Source organism: Achromobacter sp. DH1f, assembly GCF_000633435.1.
GTDB lineage: Bacteria > Pseudomonadota > Gammaproteobacteria > Burkholderiales > Burkholderiaceae_B > Achromobacter > Achromobacter deleyi.
In genome coordinates this window covers 101,503-120,160 of sequence record NZ_AYMF01000012.1, presented here as the reverse complement: position 1 = coordinate 120,160, position 18,658 = coordinate 101,503, and the positions used below count along the sequence as shown (strand labels likewise).

Sequence of the window (18,658 nt, the reverse complement as noted above, 5' to 3'; positions counted from 1 at the left end):
GCGAGGTGAATCATGAATTCACTGATCGATCGACGTCTTAACGGGCGCAACAAAAGCGCTGTCAACCGGGAGCGCTTTCTTCGGCGTTACAAGGACCAGATCCGCAAGGCGGTCCATGGGATGATCCGCGACCGCTCGATCCAGGACATGGATCAGGGCGGCGAGATCAACCTGCCCGCCCGCGATATTTCCGAGCCGACTTTCCGGCACGGCGCGGGCGGCGACCGGGAAATGGTGCATCCGGGCAACCGCGAATTCGCCAAGGGCGACGCCATCGACCGGCCGCAAGGAGGAGAAGGCCAGGGCGGCAACGAGCCCGGCGAAGGCGAGGCGGTCGATCAGTTCACCTTCAGCCTGTCGCGCGCCGAATTTTTGAACCTGTTCTTCGAAGACCTGGAACTGCCGCACCTGGCGCGCAACCAGCTGGGCGAGGTCAGCCAGAAGAAATGGCAGCGCGCGGGCTACACCACCACCGGTTCGCCCAGCATGCTCAGCATCAGCCGCACGCTGAAGTCGTCGCTGGCGCGGCGGGTGGCGCTGAGCGTGAAAGCGCGTGCCGACCTTGAAGACGCTGAAGAACGCCTGGCCAAGGCCCTGTCGGCGGGTGCGCCCGCTGACGAGATCCGGACGCTGGAGCAGGACGTCGAAGACTGCCGCGAGCGCCTGGCCCGTGTGCCGTTCCTGGACGACCTGGACCTGCGCTACCGCAACCGCGTGTCGGTATCCATTCCGATGGCGCGCGCGGTCATGTTCTGCCTGATGGACGTGTCCGGGTCCATGGACGAGGGCAAGAAAGATCTGGCCAAGCGCTTTTTCACGCTGCTCTACCTGTTCCTGTCGCGCAAGTACGAGCACGTGGACCTGGTCTTCATCCGCCACACCGACAATGCCGAGGAAGTGGACGAGCAGACCTTCTTCTACGATCCCAAGAGCGGCGGCACCATCGTGCTGTCGGCGCTGGAACTGATGCGCGAGATCGTCGAGAAGCGCTATCCGCCCACGGCCTGGAACGTGTATGCGGCGCAGGCCAGCGACGGCGATTCTTTCGGCGCCGACGCCGGCAAGAGCGCGCGCTTCCTGGCCGAACACCTGCTGCCGGCCTCGCGCTACTTCGCCTATATCGAGATCCCCGACTCGCAGGAAGCCCGCAAGAGCAGCCTGTGGGCGGAGTATGAACAGAAACTGGAGCCGCATTTCGTGATGCGGCGCATCTGCGAACGCGGGGAGATCTATCCCGTGTTCCATGACCTGTTCAAGAAGGAAACCGCATGAATGCCATCGTGGGCGCACTCGTAGAGCCGGAATCGGTCGGCGGCAGCCCCCGGCCATTGTCGCAAGGTTCCGAATGGACGTTCGAGCTGATCCAGTCCTATGACGACGCGATCTCGCAGGTCGCGCGCGAGTACGGGCTGGACACCTACCCGAACCAGATCGAGGTCATCACCTCGGAACAGATGCTGGACGCGTATGCGTCGGCCGGCCTGCCGATTGGCTATCCGCACTGGTCCTACGGCAAGGAATTCATCCGCAACGAGCAGTACTACCGTCGCGGCATGCAAGGCCTGGCGTACGAGATCGTGATCAACTCCAACCCCTGCATCGCGTATCTCATGGAAGAAAACTCCATGACGATGCAGGCGCTGGTGATCGCGCATGCCTGCTACGGCCACAACTCGTTCTTCAAGGGCAATTACCTGTTCCGCCAGTGGACCGACGCCGACGGCGTACTGGACTACCTGGTGTTCGCCCGCAAGTACGTGATGGACTGCGAAGACCGCTACGGCATCGACGCCGTGGAAGCGCTGCTCGACTCCTGCCACGCACTGTCGCACCACGGGGTCGACCGCTACAAGCGGCCCACGCCGATCTCGTACAAGGAAGAAGCCGCCCGCCAGGCCGAGCGCCAGGAGCACGCCCGCCTGCAATACAACGACCTGTGGCGCACGCTGCCGCGACTGGAAGCCGACAAGGACCCGCGCGCGGCCGCCGTGGTGTTTCCGCCCGAGCCCGAGGAAAACCTGCTGTACTTCATCGAGAAGTACTCGCCCAAGCTGGCGCCCTGGCAGAAGGAACTGGTGCGCATCGTGCGCAAGGTGGCGCAGTACTTCTACCCGCAGACGCAGACCAAGGTCATGAACGAGGGCTGGGCGACGTTCTGGCACTACACCATCCTGAACCGCCTGCATGAAAAGGGGCTGGTCAACGATGGCTTCATGATGGAGTTTCTGCAAAGCCATACCAACGTCGTCAGCCAGCGCGGCTTTGACGAACGCGGCTATGGCGGCATCAACCCGTACGCCCTGGGCTTCGCGATGATGTCGGACATCCGCCGCATCTGCGAGAAGCCCACGCCCGAAGACCGGCGCTGGTTCCCGGACATCGCGGGCGGCGACTGGCTGAAGACGCTGGACTTTGCCATGCGCAACTTCAAGGATGAGTCCTTCATTTCGCAATACCTGTCGCCGCGCCTGATCCGCGAGTTCCGCTTCTTTGCGATCTCGGACCACCAGGCCAACCCCAAGCTGGAAGTCGCCGCCATTCACGACGACGAAGGCTACCGCGACATCCGCCGCCTGCTGGCCGCGCAGCACAACCGCGACAACCAGGTGCCGGACATCCAGGTCACGCGTTTCAACCGCGACACCGACCGGTCGCTGGTGCTGCGCCACCTGAAGAGCCGCGGCCGGCCGTTGGCGGCCGAGGATGCCGAGCAAGTCATGAAGCACCTGGCGCGTCTGTGGGGTTTCCGGGTGCGGCTGGAAGAGACCGAGCCGGACGGCACGGTCAGTTCCTACCGCGAACAGGACCCGCCGCCGGTGTAACGTTTGGCCGACCCCGGGGCGCCTTGTGGGGGCAGGCCCGGGGAAGGACCGAGGGGACGCAATCGCGTCCCCTTTTTCTTTTTGCCGGCGGGCGCTGCAGCATTCTTTCCAATCTGCTAGAATCGCGGATTCGCATTTTTCGGAATGCGTACCAGATCAGGACAGGTGGCCGAGCGGTTGAAGGCGCACGCCTGGAAAGCGTGTATACGTCAAAAGCGTATCGGGGGTTCGAATCCCCCTCTGTCCGCCAAGAATTTCCGTAAGAAAGCTCAGGTCTGAAAGATCAGACCCGAAACCCGCAAGCCGCGATGGCCCTGCGGGTTTTTTTACGTCCGTCAGCCGCGTGCTTGCCTGGATTCATATTTCGATCGGTTGCAACACAGTGACCCGTATTTCTGCCGGTTGCAACGGCCCCCGGCCTGAAAATGCCGCTCCTACACTCCGCCTGAATTCTTCAGTCTTGATAGGCGGCCCATCATGTTCGAGTGGTTTCAACGCAAGTTTTCGGCCTGGTCGCCGGAGCATCGGCGCGTGGTGGCGCGTTTTCCGGGGGCGGATGGGCGTGCGGAGCCTGCGGTTCGCCCCTTGGCCACCGGCATGACGGTGGCTTTCTATACGAAGGACAGCGTGTACGAGGCCGAGAAGAACCGCCTGGTGCGATCCGCCGAACGGCTGGGGCTGCCGGTGGATGCCGAGGCGATCGATTCCACCGGGTCGTGGGTGCGCAATGCGTCGATGAAGGCCGGGGTGCTGGTCGCCATGCGCAAGAAGCACGTCGGGCCGATGCTGTACGTGGATGTGGACGCGGTGTTTCACCGCGATCCGTGGCCGGCGCTGGCGGGGATGGATTGCGATATCGGCGCCTACTTCGAGCCGGATGGGCACCTGCTGAGCGGGACGCTGTTCATCAACCATACGCCGGCCGCCACCGAGCTGTTGCAGGCGTGGGCCGATGCCTGCGCGGCGTCGCCGGACGAGTGGGACCAGTTGGTGCTGGAACGCATTCTGGCTGACGATGCAGCGTCGGCTGCGCCGCGCTTTCGGCTGGGCATCCTGCCGGTGTCCTATTGCTGGATCTTCGACAAGACCGACAATGCGCTGGGCGGCGAGGTGTTCATCGAACACCTGCAGGCCAGCCGCGAGGCCAAACAGAAAAAGCGCGCGTTCGGCCGGGTGGGGCGGGCTGTCCGGCGGCGCCGGGACCGGGTGCGCGTCATCGAGAAGATCCTGTTTGGGCGGGTAACGCCGGGGTAGGCGCTTCGTCCTGCCGCCCGATCTGATGCAGCAGGAAGGTCTGGCGCTTGGTGAAACCCAGGCGTTCATACAGCGCGATGGCTGCCGCATTGTTGTCGCGCACATGCAGAAAGGCCGTGTCGCCGCGTTCCGCGATATCGCGGCGCAGGACGTTCATGAGCCTGCCGGCCAGGCCGCGTCCGCGATGCGCCTCGTCCACGCACACCGCGCTGATTTCCACATAGCCGTCCAGCCGCATGCGTTCGCCTGCCATGGCGATCAGGCGTCCGTCTTGCCGCAGGCCGATGTAGCGGCCGGTTTCGATGGTGCGCGGGCCGAACGGGCCGGGCCGTGTTTGCTGGGCCAGGGCGAGCATGTCGGCGCTGTCTGCGGGGCGTAACGACAGGATGCCGCCGTCGTCGGCATCCGGCGCGGGCGCGGCATCCACCATCTGAAAGAACGAGAACAGGGTTTCAGTACGCAGGCCGTCGATGGGCGGCACATCGGACAGGGTCTGCAGCAAGGCCTGGCCGCCGGGCGGGATGAGGCGTTGCAGGGCGTCGAACGCCTCACGCGTGGTGTTGCGCAGCGCGGCGAATGGGGCGACATCCGGGTGATAGCGAACGGCCAGGCCTTCGCCCTGGCGTAGCGATTGCTGGCGGGAGGCCAATGCGAACCACGCCGGATTGTCGAGTTGGCTTTGATCGGGGTGTTGCATCGCGGGTCTCGCTGACATGTTGAGGGTGCGTGGGCCGGGCGGGGCGGAACCGGCGGGGGATCGAAGGCATTCTAGACATCGCTCCAGTCAGGCATCTATAGTCGTAAATGACAATAATTAGGTCATTTACGACATGCGAATCTGCATCTACGCGCTGGACGGCGCGTTCGACACCGGGCTGACGGCACTGCTGGATACGTTCGACACGGCCAACGAGCTGGCCGCGCTGAGCGGGGGCGGCGCGGCGCCGTTCGAGGTGACCGTGGTGGGGGCGGGCCGGCGTATCCGCACGGCGCTGGGCATGTCGGTGGCCGTGCAGCCGGCGGACGACGTACCGCGGCCGGACTGGGCGGTGGTGCCGGCGTTGAATGCCAAGACGCCGCCCAAGCTGGTGGCGGCGCTGGGCCGGCGCGACGTGGCCCGGGCCAAGGCGCAGTTGCAGGCATGGCGAGCGCAAGGCGTGGGCATCGCGGCCGCGTGTATCGGCACCTTCGTGCTGGCCGACAGTGGCTTGCTGGACGGGCGCGACGCCACCACCACGTGGTCGCTGGCGCCGCTGTTTCGCGAACGCTATCCGGCGGTGCGGCTGGACGACACGCGCATGATCGTCAGTTCCCAGGGCGTGGTGACGGCGGGCGCGGCGATGGGGCACCTGGACCTGGCGCTGTGGCTGATGCGCCAGGCCAGCCCGGAACTGGCGGCGACGGTGGCTAAGTTTCTGCTGATCGACAACCGGTCGTCGCAAGCGCAGTACATCATTCCGGATTTCCTGGCCCATGCCGATCCGCTGGTCGAGCGTTTCGAGCGCTGGGTGCGCGGCAATCTGTCCAAGGGTTTTTCCTTGCAGGACGGGGCGGCGGCGTTGCAGGTGCATGCGCGCACGTTGCAGCGGCGCACCGAGAGAGTGCTGGGCAAATCGCCGTTGGCGTTCGTGCAAGACCTGCGGGTGCAGCGGGCGCAGCAGCTGATGTCCAACGGCTGCGATCTGGACCGCGTGGCGGCCGAGGTGGGGTATGCGGACACGTCGACCTTGCGCAGCCTGCTGCGGCGCAAGTTGGGGCGGGGGATGCGTGAATTGCGGCCGGGGGGCGGCGGCTGATCCCCTGGCGCACCCAGGGCTTTTTCAACCCGCCGTGCAGGTTTGATCTACGCTGCAAGCTTGTTCCCGGAGATTTCCATGTCCAAAGTCACTATCGATTTCGTGTCCGACGTTGCCTGCCCCTGGTGTGCGGTAGGCCTGGGCGGCCTGCTGACCGCAATGGAGCGGGTGAAAGGCGAGGCCGACGTCGAGCTGCGGTTCCGGCCGTTCGAGCTCAATCCCGACATGCCCAAGGGCGGGCAGAACACCATCGAGCGCCTGATGGCCAAGTATGGCTACGACCGCGAGCAGGTGCAGGCCAACCGCAAGGTGATCACCGAGCGCGCGGCGGCGGTCGGCATGCGCATGCGCATGGCCGAGGACAACCGCTCGTTCAATACCTTTGACGCGCATCGCCTGCTGCACTGGGCCGGATTGCAGGGCCAGGCCAGCCAGACGGCGCTGAAGAAGCGCCTGCTGGAAACCTATCACTACGACAACCAGGACACGGCGGATGCCGACGTGCTGGCGCGCGCAGCCGCGGATGCGGGGCTGGACGAAGCCGAGGCCCGCGAGGTGCTGGCCTCGGGCCGCTATGCCGATGAGGTGCGCAAGGAAGAGGCCGAATGGCGCGAGCGCGGCATCACGTCGGTGCCGTCGGTGATCCTGAACGGCAAGTACCTGGTGTCGGGCGGACAGCCGGCGGACGTGTTCGAGCAGGCGTTGCGGCAAGTGGCGCAAGAGGGCTGACGCCGGGGCGGTCCGGCTCGGACCCCGCGTACGCGTGACGCATCACCTGTCGAAAAAAAAAAGGGGCCGCCTTGAGCGGCCCGTTCTTTTATCCCTTCACGATCGGCGCGACGTCCAGCACATACATCTGGCGTTCGCCTTCGTGCACCGAGTCGATGCAGACCTGCGTGCCGTCGCGGCTCCAGCGCGGGTGCAGGTCGCAGCGGTTTTCCTTGGACAGCGTGGGGTCGGCGTAGAAGCTGCCCAGGTCGTGGCGCCGGCCCGTCTGCATGTCATACAGGAACAGGATGCGTTCGTGCGTGACGGGGTCGGGATAGGTGTCGCTGAGCAGCCAGCGGGTGTCGACGGGCGAGAAGGTCATGTGGCCGTTCTCGGTCAGCACGCCATCGCCCACCACCTGCACGGCGCCGTCGGGGGCGTCTTCATACAGGTGGTAGTGGATGCTGCCGTCGTGCGGGCCCCAGACAATGATCGAGCGGTCGTCGCGCCAGAGCGGATGCGAGATCTGGTATTCGGACTTTTCGTAGTCGAAGGTGCCGACCGCGCTGGGATCGAAGTCGTCGGCCAGTTGCGGCAGCGGATGGTCGGAACATTCCAAGAGGCGCATGTCGCTGCCGTCCGGGTTCATGGTGATGAGCCGGTGCAGGAAGCAGGTTTCGTCCTTGACGCGTTCGGTCCAGCGGTGCAGGAACAGGATACGGGTGGACGACGGGTTGACCTCGATGTGGCTGACCCAATGGATGGCGCGTTGCATCGAGGCGCGCGGGTGAAAGGCGGCCAGATCCGCGTAGCTGACCAGCAGGCGGTGTGCGCCGCTGTCCAGGTCCAGCGTGTGGATACCGTCGTCGGCGGGCGCATTGGCAACGGGGCCGGGCGCATGTTCGCTGTAGCCGATGGTCTGGTGCGTGATGTACAGGCGCCGGTAGTCCACGCATAGCGCGTAGCGGCTGCTGGGCGCGGCGACGTAGATCGGCAGCGGCAGAGTGCGGGTTTCACCGGTGATGACGTTGTGCACGGCCGAGCGGAAACCGGGATAGAAACCGCTGTCGTCGTCGCGGCGGCAGTTGTAGATCAGCTGCGGCTCGGCCTTGCCGTCCAGCCATTGCAACTGGCAGCCCATCTGCCAGTTCCAGGCGGTGGTGGCGCCGACGGCGTGATAGCGGTCGCCCTGCTGCAGGTCGAAGTAGCCGACCTCGGCGCGCAGGTCGGGCGTCAGCACGGCGTCCTTGACCGGCGTGCGGTTGGCCAGCAGATAGCGGCCGCCGCGGTGCCAGACGGTCTTGTTGTAGTAGCCGAAGAAGTGGTGGCCCGGCGGGGCCCCCAGGCGGCGGCAGGCAATGTCGGATTGGGGCATGCGGTTCATCACGCGTTGAGAGAGAAAAAGGGTCAGCCTGCGCTGATGTGCTCGGTTTCGATGACCTTGTTCCAGCGGGCACGTTCGCGTTCGACGAACTCGCGCGCCTCGGCGGGGCTGTTGCCCACGGGCGTCATGCCCAGGCGTTCCAGTCCGGCGCGGAAGGCGGGGTCGGCATAGACGCGGCGCAGGTCGGCGCTGATCTTCTGGATCAGCGCGTCGGGCACGTCCTTGCTGGCGGCCAGCGTGGTCCACGAGGTGACCGTCAGGCCGGGCAGGCCGGCCTCGGCGGCGGTGGGCACGTTGGGCAGCGCGGGCGAGCGGGTGGCGCCGGTGATGGCCAGGGCACGCAGCTTGCCGGTCTGGATGTAGCCGATGGTGGTGGGCACGTTCTCGAACAGCAGCTGGATCTGGCCGCCGAGCAGGTCGTTGGTGGCCGCCGAGCTGCCGCGGTAGGGAATGTGCACGATCGGCGCCTGGGCGGCCATCTTGTACAGTTCGCCTACCATATGCACCGACGAGCCCACGCCGGCCGAGCCGAAGTGGATGGTGTCCGGCTTGGCGCGAGCCAGGGCCGTCAGTTCACCGAGGGTGTTGGCGGGCAGGTCGGGGTTGGCGACCACCACGTGCGGCATCTCGGCGACGATGGTGATCAGTTTCAGGTCGTCGGCGGGGCGGTAGTTCAGGGTCTTGTAGACGCCATAGGTGGCATGCAGGCCGATGGAGCCGAGCAGCAGGGTGTAGCCGTCGGGTCCGGAATCGGCCACGTATTTGCCGCCGATGTGGCCGCCGGCGCCGGGGCGGTTTTCCACGACGACGGATTGGCCGTAGAGTTTGCCCAGGTGTTCGGCCAGCAGGCGGCCCTGGATATCCGAGCTGCCGCCGGCCGTGAAGGGCACGATGATCCGTAACGGACGGTCCGGATAATTGGCTTGGGCATGGGCGGCAAACGGCAGGGCGGAGCCGGCCAGGGTCAGGCAAAGGGCTTGCAGGACGCGGCGGCGCCAGGGACGGCATGCATTCATGGTGTTTCCCTACAGCGGTTGGATTTCAAGGACGGCGCCGGTCACGGCACCTTGAGAGCCACGAGTGTAGGAGTCGCCAGGTATTTGAAAAAATTCTTTTTTCGGCATAGCCTATGCAGATTTGCCATACCCTGTGAGCCCATGAGCCGACCGCTGAATTTCCGTCAGATCGAAGCCTTCCACGCGGTAATGTTGACCGGCACGACGACCGGCGCCGCGCAGATGCTGCGCACCACGCAACCGTCCATCAGCCGTCTGCTGTCGCAGGCGCAGCAGGCCAGCGGCCTGAAGCTGTTCGACATGGAGCGCGGCCGGCTGCGGCCCACGCGCGAGGCCAAGGACCTGTTCGATACCGTCAAGCGGCATTTCGTCGGCCTGGAACGCATCGAAGACCGCGTGGCTGCCATGCGCCGCAGCGGCAGCGGCGTGCTGCGGCTGGCCTGCACGCCGGCATTGGGCCTGGGCATGCTGCCGGGCGCGGTCGAGGAATTCGCGCAGCGCTACCCCGACGTGCATATCAATATGCAGACCGTGGGCAGCCAGTACCTGCGCGAAGGGCTGCTGCACGGCACCTACGACGTGGTGGTGACGACGGTGCCGCTGGAAGGCGCGCATCTGTCCTTGACCAGCCTGCATGAAAGCGCGGCCGTGTGCGTGATGCGGCCGGACCATCCGCTGGCCGACCTGGCGTCCATCGGCATTGCCGACCTGAACGAGCGCCGTTTGCTGGTGTTGAATGCCGACGACGATGTCTACTTGCAGTTGCGCGGCGCGATGCTGGCGCACCAGGTGCAGCCGGTGTCCGAAATCGAAACCACGTATTCGTCGACGATCTGCGCGCTGGCCGCGGCGGGCACGGGGCTGGGCATCGTCAACCCGTATATCGCGGACGTGTTTGCGCAGCAGTTGGCGATTCGACCGTTCACGCCCAAACTGCCGGTGCGGGTGAGCATGGCCTATCCCGCGCAGACCGCGCCGTCGGTCGTGACCGAGGCGTTCGTCGACATCCTGACACGGCGCCTGCAGACGATGGCGGCGCTGGCCTGATACGGTGCGTGTGGAACGGCCTCGGACCCGGCGTTACCAAGCGGGCAGCGCGCAGGGCGGGTTCGAGATGACAACAAGGAGACCGTAGTGATGGGGGCGGGGCAGACACTGGGGCTGGAGATGGAAATGGCCGTGGCGCACCGTGCGACCGGCGCAAGCCATCCGGTAGCCGGCTATTTCGATGCGCTGGCCGGCATCAAGGCGGCGCGCGGCGAGGCACCGGAACTGGTGCATATCGGCACACGAGCGGTGGGCGTCTCGGTCGCGGCCGGTGAAAGCGGCCTGGACAACGGCTTCAATCTGCTCGAGACCGCATTTGCGCCGGTGTCCGATGCCGAAGGCGGCCTGAACGAGCTGGCGCGGCGCGTGTCGCGCGAGCTGCGCGATGCCAGCGCGGCGCTGGCCTTTGAAGACGCGGTGGTGCTGAATGCGTCCGAGCATCCGCAGTGCACGCTCGACCCGACCTGGTACGCGTCGGTGCATGTGCCGCGGCCGATCTACCGCGAACTGGTGGGCCACCGCGAATGGCTGCACCGCGTGGGCATCGATGCCAAGGCGCAGAACAGCCCGTGCACGTCGGTGGACGTGACGCAGGCGGCGCGCGCATTGAACGTGGTGCTGGCGCTGGCGCCGGCCGGCATCGCCATTTTCGCCAACAGCCCGCTGGAAGGCGGCCGTGCCACCGGCCTGAAGGAAAACCGGCTCACGGTCTGGGACCGCATGTTCCGCCATTCGCGCTATGCCGGCGACCATTACCTGCAACGCCTGCCCGAGCGGCCATTCGTGGACCTGGGCGACTATTTCCGCTGGATGTTCGCGCCGGGCACCGCCAGCCGCTGCCTGCCGCTGGCGGTGGACGACGGCTACAAGTCGGCCACCGGCGTGCATCTGGCAGGCTCGCCGTCGCTATCCGAATTCCTGGCGTCCGGCGGTTGGCCGGGCCGGCGCACGGATACCGGCGAGGCGGTGACGATCGCGCCGCAAGGCGGCCATTTTGAATATTCGCAGTTCGCGCATTTCCTGGATGCGCGTTGGCGCTACCGCCTGGCCGAGCCGCCGTCGCTGGAGGCGTTGCGCACGGCCTGGCGGCGGCCGGGCGGGATTGAAGAACTCTACGCAGGCCTGGGGGCCAGCGGCTATATCGAAGGGCGCGGCCCGGGGGCGGGTTTTGCCGACGCGCAGTTGATACACGAGGCCGGCCAGCCGGTGGCGGCGACGCTGGTGATGGCGCCGTCGGCGTTGCAGCTGGGCCTGATGCGCAACCTGGCGCAGGCCGAAGACCTGCTGCGGTCATGGGGCTGGTTGCGGCTGCGCGCGATGCGCGCCGACGCCATGCGCGATGCCCTGGATGACGACGCCGTGCACGCGCTGGCAAGCGAGGTGCTGGCGGTGGCCGAGGGCGGCCTGGCACCCGATGAGCGGCACTGGCTGGCGTATGCCCGCTACGCGATCGATGCGCGCAGCACCGGCGCGGACCGCCTGTTGCGGCTGTGGCGCAGCCTGGAAGGCGATGCGCAGCGGCTGGCCAAGGTAGGCCGGCAGCGCGCGGCGGTGCCGCTGTGAACATGGTGTCGGCGTGACGCCGAACCGCCGCGGCAGCGATCGCGGCGGGGGCTGTCGGTGCGCGAGGTCTGGGCGGCGCGCGCAACGAATGCCATAATGCCGGCTCGTCCACCCTCTCGCATGCCGGGCTGCCACGTTACGCAGTCGGTGTCCGGTCTTGCAGAACCGCCATCGTGTCAGATCCCCATTTCGCCCGGATACTCTCCGAACTCGGCATCGCGCTGGGCATTCCCGCCTTGGCGCCGGGGGATGGCGGCCTGTGCCAACTGGCATTCGACGGACGCCACCTGGTGCAGCTGATGCTGCATGGCGCGCGTGGGCAAGTGCTGCTGTCGTGCGCGGTGGCGGGTGGCAAGATGGATGGCCCCCAGGCGCTGCACGCGGCGCAGAGCAATTTCCTGCAAGCGGGCGGTGGCGTGGTCGCGTGCGCGGCCCCCGATGGGCGCCTGCATCTGCAATTGGGCGTGCCGCGCGAACAGTGCGGCGCGCAGGCGTTGCTCGCCGCCATCGACGCGCTGCTGGGCCAGGTCGAGGCCTGGGAAAAACGCAGCGCGCGCGCCGAACCCGACGTCAACGCGCTGCGGCGCGATCCCGCCTTCATGATGCGGTCGGTCTAGGTCGACCGCCGCGCACCCTTGATTCAGGGCCTTAGCTGGCCTTCTGGATCACGCCCTTGAGCGAGTCCGCGATCTGCTTGGTGATCGTGCTCTGGATCTCGATCAGCATGGTCCATTGCTGCACCTGCTGCTGCATCTTCAGCATATCCGCCTGCGACACGCTGCCGTCGGCGTTGGTGCGCATGTTCGACAGCGTCGTCTGCAGATTGCTTTCCTGCGAGCGGATGCTGTCGTAGATCGTGTTGTTCACGCTGTTGAAATTCAGGCCGGACGAGCCGGTCAATCCGTTCAGTGCCATGGTGCGTCTCCTAGCGGGTCAAGGGAGAGAAAGCGGACGCTGGGAGAGCGCCGGCCGGGGATTCAAGAGAGCTTTCTGCCAGCACGTCGCGCGCGGCGGCCGCCGCTTGCGCCACGGCCTGGCATTGCTGGAACGCCACCGGGACCAGGCCGGAATCGAGCCGGGTGCGCGCGGACTGTTCCAGCGTGGCCAACTGCTGCATCAGCTTGGCGCGCAGGTCGGCGCCGCCGGGCGCGGCCAGGCGTTGTTCCAGTTCGGTCAGGGCGGTCGAGGTGTTCATGCGGGCTGGGGTGGTCAGTGGCGGTTGGGTGAGGGGCTCAACGGGTGACGATGGCCGTGCGCGGGCCTTCGAAGATGATGCGGGTGTTCTCCACGGCGACCAGGCGGTACTTGCGGTAGACCCCGCCCACCAGGAGCTTGCTGCCGTCTTCCAGCACCACGAAGGGCTGGGGGCCGCCCACGACGCTGCGGATCACGAACGGCACGCTGTCGGCGGCCGGCGCGGCACTGGCCGCGGCCAGCTTGGCCACGCCCAGATAGCTTTTGTTGAAGTCGTCCACCAGTTCCTGCAAGCGCGTCTGCTGGTCGTCGTCGAGCGCGCCGGGGGCGATTTCCAGGTGATCGGGCTTCCAGGCCAAGGTCACGCCCGACAGGCCGGCGTCCACCAGCTGGCTGGATAGGGTGTCGCTCAATTGCTGCGTCAGCGCGATGTCGTTGCCCAGCACCGTCATGCCGGGCAGTTGCGCGCGCAGCGCATCCAGCGCCGAGGCGCGTTCTCGGGCGCTGCTCGCGATGCCGGCAATGTTCAGGCGGCCATCGCCTTCGTAGCGCGGCTCGTAGCGCACGTTGAAGGCGCGCAGCGCGCCGCGGGCGGTGCGCACGACCTCGTCTTCGTTGCTGACGCGCATGGCCGGCATCGGCCAGATCTGCGACAGCGCCGAGGCCACCGCGTCCTGTTCGGCGGCGTTGCGCACCCAGCCCGATACCGTCACCATGCCGTCGCGCGACATCGACACGTGCAGCCGCGAGGCCAGGCCCATGCGGTCGAGCACGGCGGATATCTGGCCCACCGATTTCTCCGCGGCGGCCAGGCGCGGGTCGACTTGCGGGGCGCGCGTGGCGGTGGACGTGGGCATCAGCGCCAGGCCGATGGCCACCAGGATGGTCAGCACCACGGCGGCCAGGCCCAGCACCATCGGCCAGGAATCGCGTTTGCGACGCCGGCCCTGGGCGGGCGGCAAGGGCAGGCGCTGTTCCAGCTGGCGGTCTTCGTCGCTGGACGCGAGCGCGGCGGCGCCGGTGGCCGATGCGCGTGAATCCGCGGCGGGCGCCGGTGGGGGCGTCGCGGGCGCGGCGATTGCCGCGGCAGACTCTGCCGTCTGCGCCACGGCATCGTTGGCGGCGTCCGGCGCCTGGGCCCAGGGGTCTGCGCGCCGCGCCACGGTGATCCACACGGGGCCCAGCGGCACGGGCCGGTTGAACGGCGTGCCGGGCGGGACGCCGGCAGATTCGCCGGCCTGGCCGTCTTCCACCGCCAGGTCCCAGCCGGCCGCACCGATGCGCACACGTGCGGCGCGCGGGCTCATGCCGTCGTCGGCCAGCACGATGTCGCAGGCCGGGTCGGCGCCCAGCACCGAGCCGTCTTCGACCAGGCAGCGGGCGTCGCGGTGCAGCCCGGACAGGACTCGCAGCTCCAGCGCTTCGCTCATCTCGGGGCTCCGGTGGGGTGCAAGGTCACAGGTCCACCCTGGCCAGCGGCTGTACGTTGATTTCCTGCGTCAGTTCCTGGTAGGACAGCACCGGCAGCTCGTACAGGTCCTGCTCGATCATCTTGCGCAGGTAGCGGCGAATGTCCATCGACGTCAGCAGCACGGGTTTCTGCGCCGCGGCCGTCAGGTCGCCGGTGGCGCGCTTGATGTTGTCGACCAGCTTCTTGGAGGCGCCCGGGTCCAGGGCCAGGTAGCTGCCGGCCGAGGTCTGGCGGATGGCGCCGCGCACGGTCTCTTCCACGTTCGGCGCCAGCAGGTAGGCGGGCAGGATGTTCTGGCCGCTGGAATATTTGTAGCTGATGTGGCGCTTGAGCGAGACGCGTACGTATTCGGTCAGCAGCACCGAATCCTTTTCCTTCTGGCCCCATTCGATCAGCGCTTCCAGCACGGCGCGCAGGTTGCGCACCGAGATGTCTTCGGACACCAGCCGCTGCAGGATCTCGGCGATCTTCTGCACCGGCATCACGCGCAGCGCTTCCTTGACCAGGTCGGGGAAACGGTCTTCCATCGCGGTCAGCAGGAAGCGGGTTTCCTGGATGCCGATGAAGTCCGACGAATACTTCTTCAGCACGAAGGCCAGGTGCCAGGTCAGCACCTGATGCGGGTCCAGGAACGGAATGCCGGCCGCGGACAAGGTGGGCGCCAACGCGGCATCCACCCACAGGGTGGGAATGTTGGGCAGGAAGCGCTTGTCGGTGTCGTACGGCACTTGCAGCGCTTGCAGGTTCTGCTCGGTATCGCGCACCAGTACCGCGCCGGGCCGCAGCTTGCCTTGCGACACCGGCACTTCGGACAGCAGGATGTTGTAGGTGTCCGGCGCCAGCGCGTCGTTGAAGCGCAGCTGGATGCCCGGGAACGGCACGCCCAGGTCGAAGTACAGCGCACGGCGGATCTTGAGCAGTTCGTCGTTCAGTTCGTCGGCATTGAAGCTGCGTTGCAGGGCCGCGGCCACGTCGATCATCAACGGCAGGGTAGGCGCGAATTCGGCGCTGCCATCGGCGCGCGGCTTGGCCTGGGGCTTCTGGCCGTCGGCGGCCAGCGCCGGGATCTCGGTGATTTCGCCGGTCTTCTCGTCCACCACCTTGCGGGTGCCGCGCAGCAGCACGAAGCCGATGGTGCCCACCACGGCCGCCAGCGCCAGGAAGGTCAGGGTGGGCATGCCGGGAATCAGGCCCATGCCGACCGCGATGGCCGCGGCGATCAGCAGCGCGCGCGGCTGGGCCAACACTTGCGCGCCGATGTCCTTGCCGACGTTGGACGGGCCGTCGCCGGTCTGCACGCGGGTCACGATGATGCCGGCGCAGATGGCGATGAACAGCGCCGGGATCTGCGCGATCAGGCCGTCGCCGATGGTCAGGATGGAATACACCTGCACCGCTTCGCCCGCGGTCAGGCCGCGCTGCATGGTGCCGATCAGAATGCCGCCCAGCAGGTTGACCGCCACGATGATCAGGCCGGCGATGGCGTCGCCTTTGACGAACTTCATCGCGCCGTCCATGGCGCCGTACAGCTGGCTTTCCTTTTCCACCACCGAGCGCCGCTTGCGGGCCTCGTCCATGTCGATGGTGCCGGCGCGCAGGTCGGCGTCGATCGACATCTGCTTGCCCGGCATGGCGTCCAGCGAGAAGCGCGCGGCCACTTCGGCCACGCGCTCGGCGCCCTTGGTGATGACGACGAACTGCACGATGGTGAGGATGAGGAACACCACCAGGCCCACGATCAGATTGCCGCCCACCACGAAGTTGCCGAAGGTCTCGATGATGTGGCCGGCGTCGCCCTGCAGCAGGATCAGGCGGGTGGTGGCGATGGAGATGCCCAGGCGAAACAGCGTGGTGACCAGCAGCACCGACGGGAACGACGAGAACGCCAGCGGTGACGGCAGGTACATGGCCACCATCAGCAGAATGGCGGACAGCGTCATGTTGGCGCCGATCAGCACGTCGACCAGGGTGGTGGGCAACGGCAGGATCATCATGAAGATGATCGAGACGATCAAGATCGCCAGGACGATATCGTTGCGGCTGGTGGCGACGGCGACGGCGCGGTTCAGGGCTTGCATGGGGCGGCTCAAAGCGTTTCCGTCTCGGTGGTCGCGGGCGCCGGGGCGGGGCGCAGGGCAACATAGGCGCGCATGGCCGCGGCGGCCTCGTCGCGGCGCGCCAGGGCCAGCAGGGCCTGGGCGCGAATCAGGTGGAACGGCGCATCGACGCCGCCTTGCATGGCCAGCAGGTCCAGCGTCGACAGCGCGGCGTCGGCCTTGCCGGCGCGCAGCTGGGCCAGCGCCAGCGTGGCGAGCTGGCGCGCATCGGCCAGCCCCAGCGTCTGCAGGGCGCGCAGCACCACCGCGGTCTTCTCGGGCCGGTTGTTTTCCAGGTACACGTACGCCAGCAGGCTGAGCAGCTCGCGGGCTTCGGGCGGCAGGGGCATGGCGGCGCTCATCCCTGGTACAACGCGCTGCGGTACATGGCGACCAGGTCGCGCAGGCCGGCTTCGTCTTTCAGCAGCCGCACGGCGCGGTTCAGCGCGCGGGCGTCTTCCGGGTTGCTGCCCTGGGCCTGCTCGGCCGCCGTGGCCAGGCCGTCCAGCGCCGACTGCAAGGCCTGGCCGAACTTGCCCGGCAGCAGCAGGTCGCGGTTGGCCAGCGGCGGGCGCAACTGGCTGTCCAGGTAGCGATCGGTGCCGGGGGTGTCCAGCAATTGGGCCAGTTGAGCCTTGACGCCGTCGGTGGGCGGGGCCAGTTCGTGGCGGTCCGGCAGATGCTGGCCGGCGGCTTCACGGCCGGCGTAGGAAATGCCGTCCAGGCCCCTGTCGAAGGCGTAGCCGTTGATGCGCATATCTGACATGTCTTGGTCTCCGTCCCGGTCAGTCGGTGCGTGCGTCGTCAAGCCAGCGCGACAGGGCGTCCACCGCCTGCTTGAGCGCCGGGGCGCCGGCCTGGGCGGCAGGCAGCCGCGTCACGGCCAGCAGGCGCGGCAGGCCGTCTTGCTCGCGTAGCGCGGCCTGCACCGCATAGCCTTCCAGGCGGGAATGGTGGGCCCGCTTCCAGGCTTGCAGCAGGCGCTGCGGGGCGTCGTAGGGCACGGGTTCGGACACGTACACCAGCACTTCGTCGCCGGCGGCCTCGATGGCCACCCGGCGGCCCGATTCCAGCTGCAGCGCCACATTGCCGCGCGGGCCCAGGGCCAGCCCGTCCATGCCGATGTGCTCGCCGAAGGCGCCCAGCGCGCGGTCCAGGCTGTTCATTCGTATTCCTCGTCGATGGCCGCATCCAGGGCCAGTTGCGCCGCGTTCAGGACGGATTGGCGGGCGTCCAGGTCGGGAAACATCGGCACCGGCAGATCCTTGAGCACGGCACGTACGCCGCCCAGGAAAACGATGCGCGCACCGACCGACTCCACGCCATGGCCGGACGCCAGCGCCGAAAAGCGCGATTCCGACACCCATTTTTCGTTGCTGACGTTGACCAGGTCCTGCATCAGCCGGTCTGCCGCCAGCGTCGTGCCGTGTTCGCTGGCCAGCTTCTGGCCCAGCTCGGCGCAACCGTCCAGCACCGTGACGGCCACGCCTAACTGATACAGGTCCTGCATCAGGGCTTGCAGCCGGTCCGGGTTGGTAGACGGGCGCGCGGCGGCCAGGTCCTGGCCCAGCGCCTGGATCAGTTGCTGCAGCCCGCGGGCCACGTCCTTGCCGCCGAAGCGCTCCAGCGCCAGGCCCAGGGTCTTGGCCAGCGACGATTCGCCCAGCACCACGTCCTGGTAGGTGCGCTGGAAGTCGGCGATGCCTCGGGCATCGTCGGCGTAGCCGGCCGCAGCGCCGATGGTGTTCAGGCTGGCGCGTATCTGCGGACCGCTTTCCAGTTCCAGGTCGGCCAGCGCCTCACGCAGGCCGTCCAGCACGTCTTCGGGAGCACCTTCGCGTTCGCCCTGGCGCAGGGCGTATTGCAGGCCCAGGTATTGGCGCGCCGCGTCGCCGAACGCCTGGGCGGCCGCCTGGCGCGGGTCAGCCTGGCCGGCCAGCAGGTGGCGGGCCAGCTCGATCAGCTTTTCCTGGGCATCGGCGTCGTGGGCCTCGGCCAGGAAGGCGACGATGGCTTCGGCGCTGAGCAGTTGCAGCGGCGCTTCGCGGCCGACCTTGCGTTCGGCGTGGTGCTTGTCCTCGGCCTTCTCGGCCATGTGCAGGCTGAGCTCTTCGGCGGAATCCGCCAGTGACACCTCGCCGTCCACCTTCACCGCGGTCTGGCCCAGCATCGTGCCGACCTGCGGCTGGCCGGACTGGATATCGGCGTCGGCGGTCGAGGACGAGAAAGCGGAAGAAGCGGGCAGGCCGGTATCGATACGGTTCATGGGGACGCGGGTAGGCGGCGGGCGAGAGCCGCGCATGGTCT

At 67.3% G+C, this 18,658-nt stretch carries 19 protein-coding genes and 1 tRNA gene; 9 read left to right on the top strand and 11 right to left on the bottom strand.

Annotated elements, in window-relative coordinates; genetic code table 11:
• The first annotated feature begins 12 nt into the window (after window positions 1-12).
• From U858_RS0112925 to U858_RS0112910, 4 genes are all read left to right on the top strand, one after another.
• Window positions 13-1,272 carry a YeaH/YhbH family protein gene (locus tag U858_RS0112925; RefSeq protein WP_025137575.1) on the top strand — a complete coding sequence of 420 codons (1,260 nt, stop codon included), beginning with the start codon at window positions 13-15 and terminating at the stop codon, window positions 1,270-1,272.
• On the top strand, window positions 1,269-2,822 hold the full coding sequence (locus U858_RS0112920) for a SpoVR family protein (protein ID WP_025137574.1): 1,554 nt from the start codon (window positions 1,269-1,271) through the stop codon (window positions 2,820-2,822). Before U858_RS0112925 ends, U858_RS0112920 begins: the two co-directional genes overlap by 4 nt.
• A gap of 159 nt (window positions 2,823-2,981) precedes the next feature.
• Window positions 2,982-3,072 (top strand) — tRNA-Ser (locus U858_RS0112915).
• A gap of 227 nt (window positions 3,073-3,299) precedes the next feature.
• Complete coding sequence (locus U858_RS0112910) at window positions 3,300-4,076, top strand: putative nucleotide-diphospho-sugar transferase (RefSeq protein WP_025137573.1); 777 nt, start codon at window positions 3,300-3,302, stop codon at window positions 4,074-4,076.
• Here the strand turns inward: U858_RS0112910 and U858_RS0112905 are convergent.
• A complete protein-coding gene (locus U858_RS0112905) occupies window positions 4,036-4,773 on the bottom strand; it encodes a GNAT family N-acetyltransferase (RefSeq protein WP_025137572.1) in 738 nt (245 codons plus the stop codon). The two genes, U858_RS0112910 and U858_RS0112905, sit on opposite strands and share 41 nt — an antisense overlap.
• Before the next feature lie 133 nt (window positions 4,774-4,906).
• Here U858_RS0112905 and U858_RS0112900 point away from each other — a divergent pair, with 133 nt between their 5' ends.
• Together U858_RS0112900 and U858_RS0112895 are read left to right on the top strand one after the other, a co-directional pair.
• Window positions 4,907-5,872: a GlxA family transcriptional regulator gene (locus U858_RS0112900; RefSeq protein ID WP_025137571.1), complete on the top strand. Its 966-nt coding sequence runs from the start codon at window positions 4,907-4,909 to the stop codon at window positions 5,870-5,872.
• 78 nt (window positions 5,873-5,950) lie between these two features.
• Complete coding sequence (locus tag U858_RS0112895) at window positions 5,951-6,601, top strand: DsbA family oxidoreductase (protein WP_025137570.1); 651 nt, start codon at window positions 5,951-5,953, stop codon at window positions 6,599-6,601.
• Window positions 6,602-6,689: 88 nt separating this feature from the next.
• On the opposite strand, the gene U858_RS0112890 is transcribed toward U858_RS0112895, so the two are convergent.
• Both U858_RS0112890 and U858_RS0112885 read right to left on the bottom strand, forming a co-directional pair.
• The gene (locus U858_RS0112890; protein WP_025137569.1) at window positions 6,690-7,964 is read right to left on the bottom strand and encodes a hypothetical protein; all 1,275 of its coding nucleotides are present in this window, start codon (window positions 7,962-7,964) and stop codon (window positions 6,690-6,692) included.
• Window positions 7,965-7,987: 23 nt separating this feature from the next.
• Window positions 7,988-8,980, bottom strand: a complete 993-nt coding sequence (locus tag U858_RS0112885) for a tripartite tricarboxylate transporter substrate binding protein (RefSeq protein WP_025137568.1) — start codon at window positions 8,978-8,980, stop codon at window positions 7,988-7,990.
• Window positions 8,981-9,121: 141 nt separating this feature from the next.
• Here U858_RS0112885 and U858_RS0112880 point away from each other — a divergent pair, with 141 nt between their 5' ends.
• The 3 genes from U858_RS0112880 to U858_RS0112870 all read left to right on the top strand — a co-directional run bounded on the left by U858_RS0112880 (window position 9,122) and on the right by U858_RS0112870 (window position 12,207).
• The gene (locus U858_RS0112880) at window positions 9,122-10,027 is read left to right on the top strand and encodes a LysR substrate-binding domain-containing protein (protein WP_025137567.1); all 906 of its coding nucleotides are present in this window, start codon (window positions 9,122-9,124) and stop codon (window positions 10,025-10,027) included.
• Window positions 10,028-10,117: 90 nt separating this feature from the next.
• The gene (locus U858_RS0112875) at window positions 10,118-11,590 is read left to right on the top strand and encodes a glutamate-cysteine ligase family protein (RefSeq protein ID WP_025137566.1); all 1,473 of its coding nucleotides are present in this window, start codon (window positions 10,118-10,120) and stop codon (window positions 11,588-11,590) included.
• A gap of 173 nt (window positions 11,591-11,763) precedes the next feature.
• The gene (locus U858_RS0112870; protein WP_025137565.1) at window positions 11,764-12,207 is read left to right on the top strand and encodes a CesT family type III secretion system chaperone; all 444 of its coding nucleotides are present in this window, start codon (window positions 11,764-11,766) and stop codon (window positions 12,205-12,207) included.
• A 31-nt stretch (window positions 12,208-12,238) separates the two neighbouring features.
• On the opposite strand, the gene U858_RS0112865 is transcribed toward U858_RS0112870, so the two are convergent.
• From U858_RS0112865 to sctW, 8 genes are read right to left on the bottom strand one after another with little or no spacing between them, the layout of a single operon-like run.
• Complete coding sequence (locus U858_RS0112865) at window positions 12,239-12,505, bottom strand: EscF/YscF/HrpA family type III secretion system needle major subunit (protein WP_025137564.1); 267 nt, start codon at window positions 12,503-12,505, stop codon at window positions 12,239-12,241.
• A gap of 10 nt (window positions 12,506-12,515) precedes the next feature.
• Window positions 12,516-12,785: a hypothetical protein gene (locus U858_RS0112860; protein WP_025137563.1), complete on the bottom strand. Its 270-nt coding sequence runs from the start codon at window positions 12,783-12,785 to the stop codon at window positions 12,516-12,518.
• A 37-nt stretch (window positions 12,786-12,822) separates the two neighbouring features.
• Complete coding sequence (gene sctD / locus U858_RS0112855; protein WP_025137562.1) at window positions 12,823-14,214, bottom strand: type III secretion system inner membrane ring subunit SctD; 1,392 nt, start codon at window positions 14,212-14,214, stop codon at window positions 12,823-12,825.
• Window positions 14,215-14,239: 25 nt separating this feature from the next.
• The gene (sctV, locus tag U858_RS0112850; RefSeq protein WP_025137561.1) at window positions 14,240-16,333 is read right to left on the bottom strand and encodes a type III secretion system export apparatus subunit SctV; all 2,094 of its coding nucleotides are present in this window, start codon (window positions 16,331-16,333) and stop codon (window positions 14,240-14,242) included.
• Window positions 16,334-16,341: 8 nt separating this feature from the next.
• A complete protein-coding gene (locus tag U858_RS0112845; RefSeq protein ID WP_025137560.1) occupies window positions 16,342-16,701 on the bottom strand; it encodes a M48 family metallopeptidase in 360 nt (119 codons plus the stop codon).
• A gap of 8 nt (window positions 16,702-16,709) precedes the next feature.
• The gene (locus U858_RS0112840) at window positions 16,710-17,117 is read right to left on the bottom strand and encodes a hypothetical protein (protein ID WP_025137559.1); all 408 of its coding nucleotides are present in this window, start codon (window positions 17,115-17,117) and stop codon (window positions 16,710-16,712) included.
• A 19-nt stretch (window positions 17,118-17,136) separates the two neighbouring features.
• Window positions 17,137-17,517: a hypothetical protein gene (locus tag U858_RS0112835; RefSeq protein WP_025137558.1), complete on the bottom strand. Its 381-nt coding sequence runs from the start codon at window positions 17,515-17,517 to the stop codon at window positions 17,137-17,139.
• A complete protein-coding gene (gene sctW / locus U858_RS0112830; RefSeq protein ID WP_025137557.1) occupies window positions 17,514-18,617 on the bottom strand; it encodes a type III secretion system gatekeeper subunit SctW in 1,104 nt (367 codons plus the stop codon). The genes U858_RS0112835 and sctW overlap by 4 nt, the downstream gene beginning before the upstream one ends.
• Window positions 18,618-18,658: the final 41 nt, after the last annotated feature.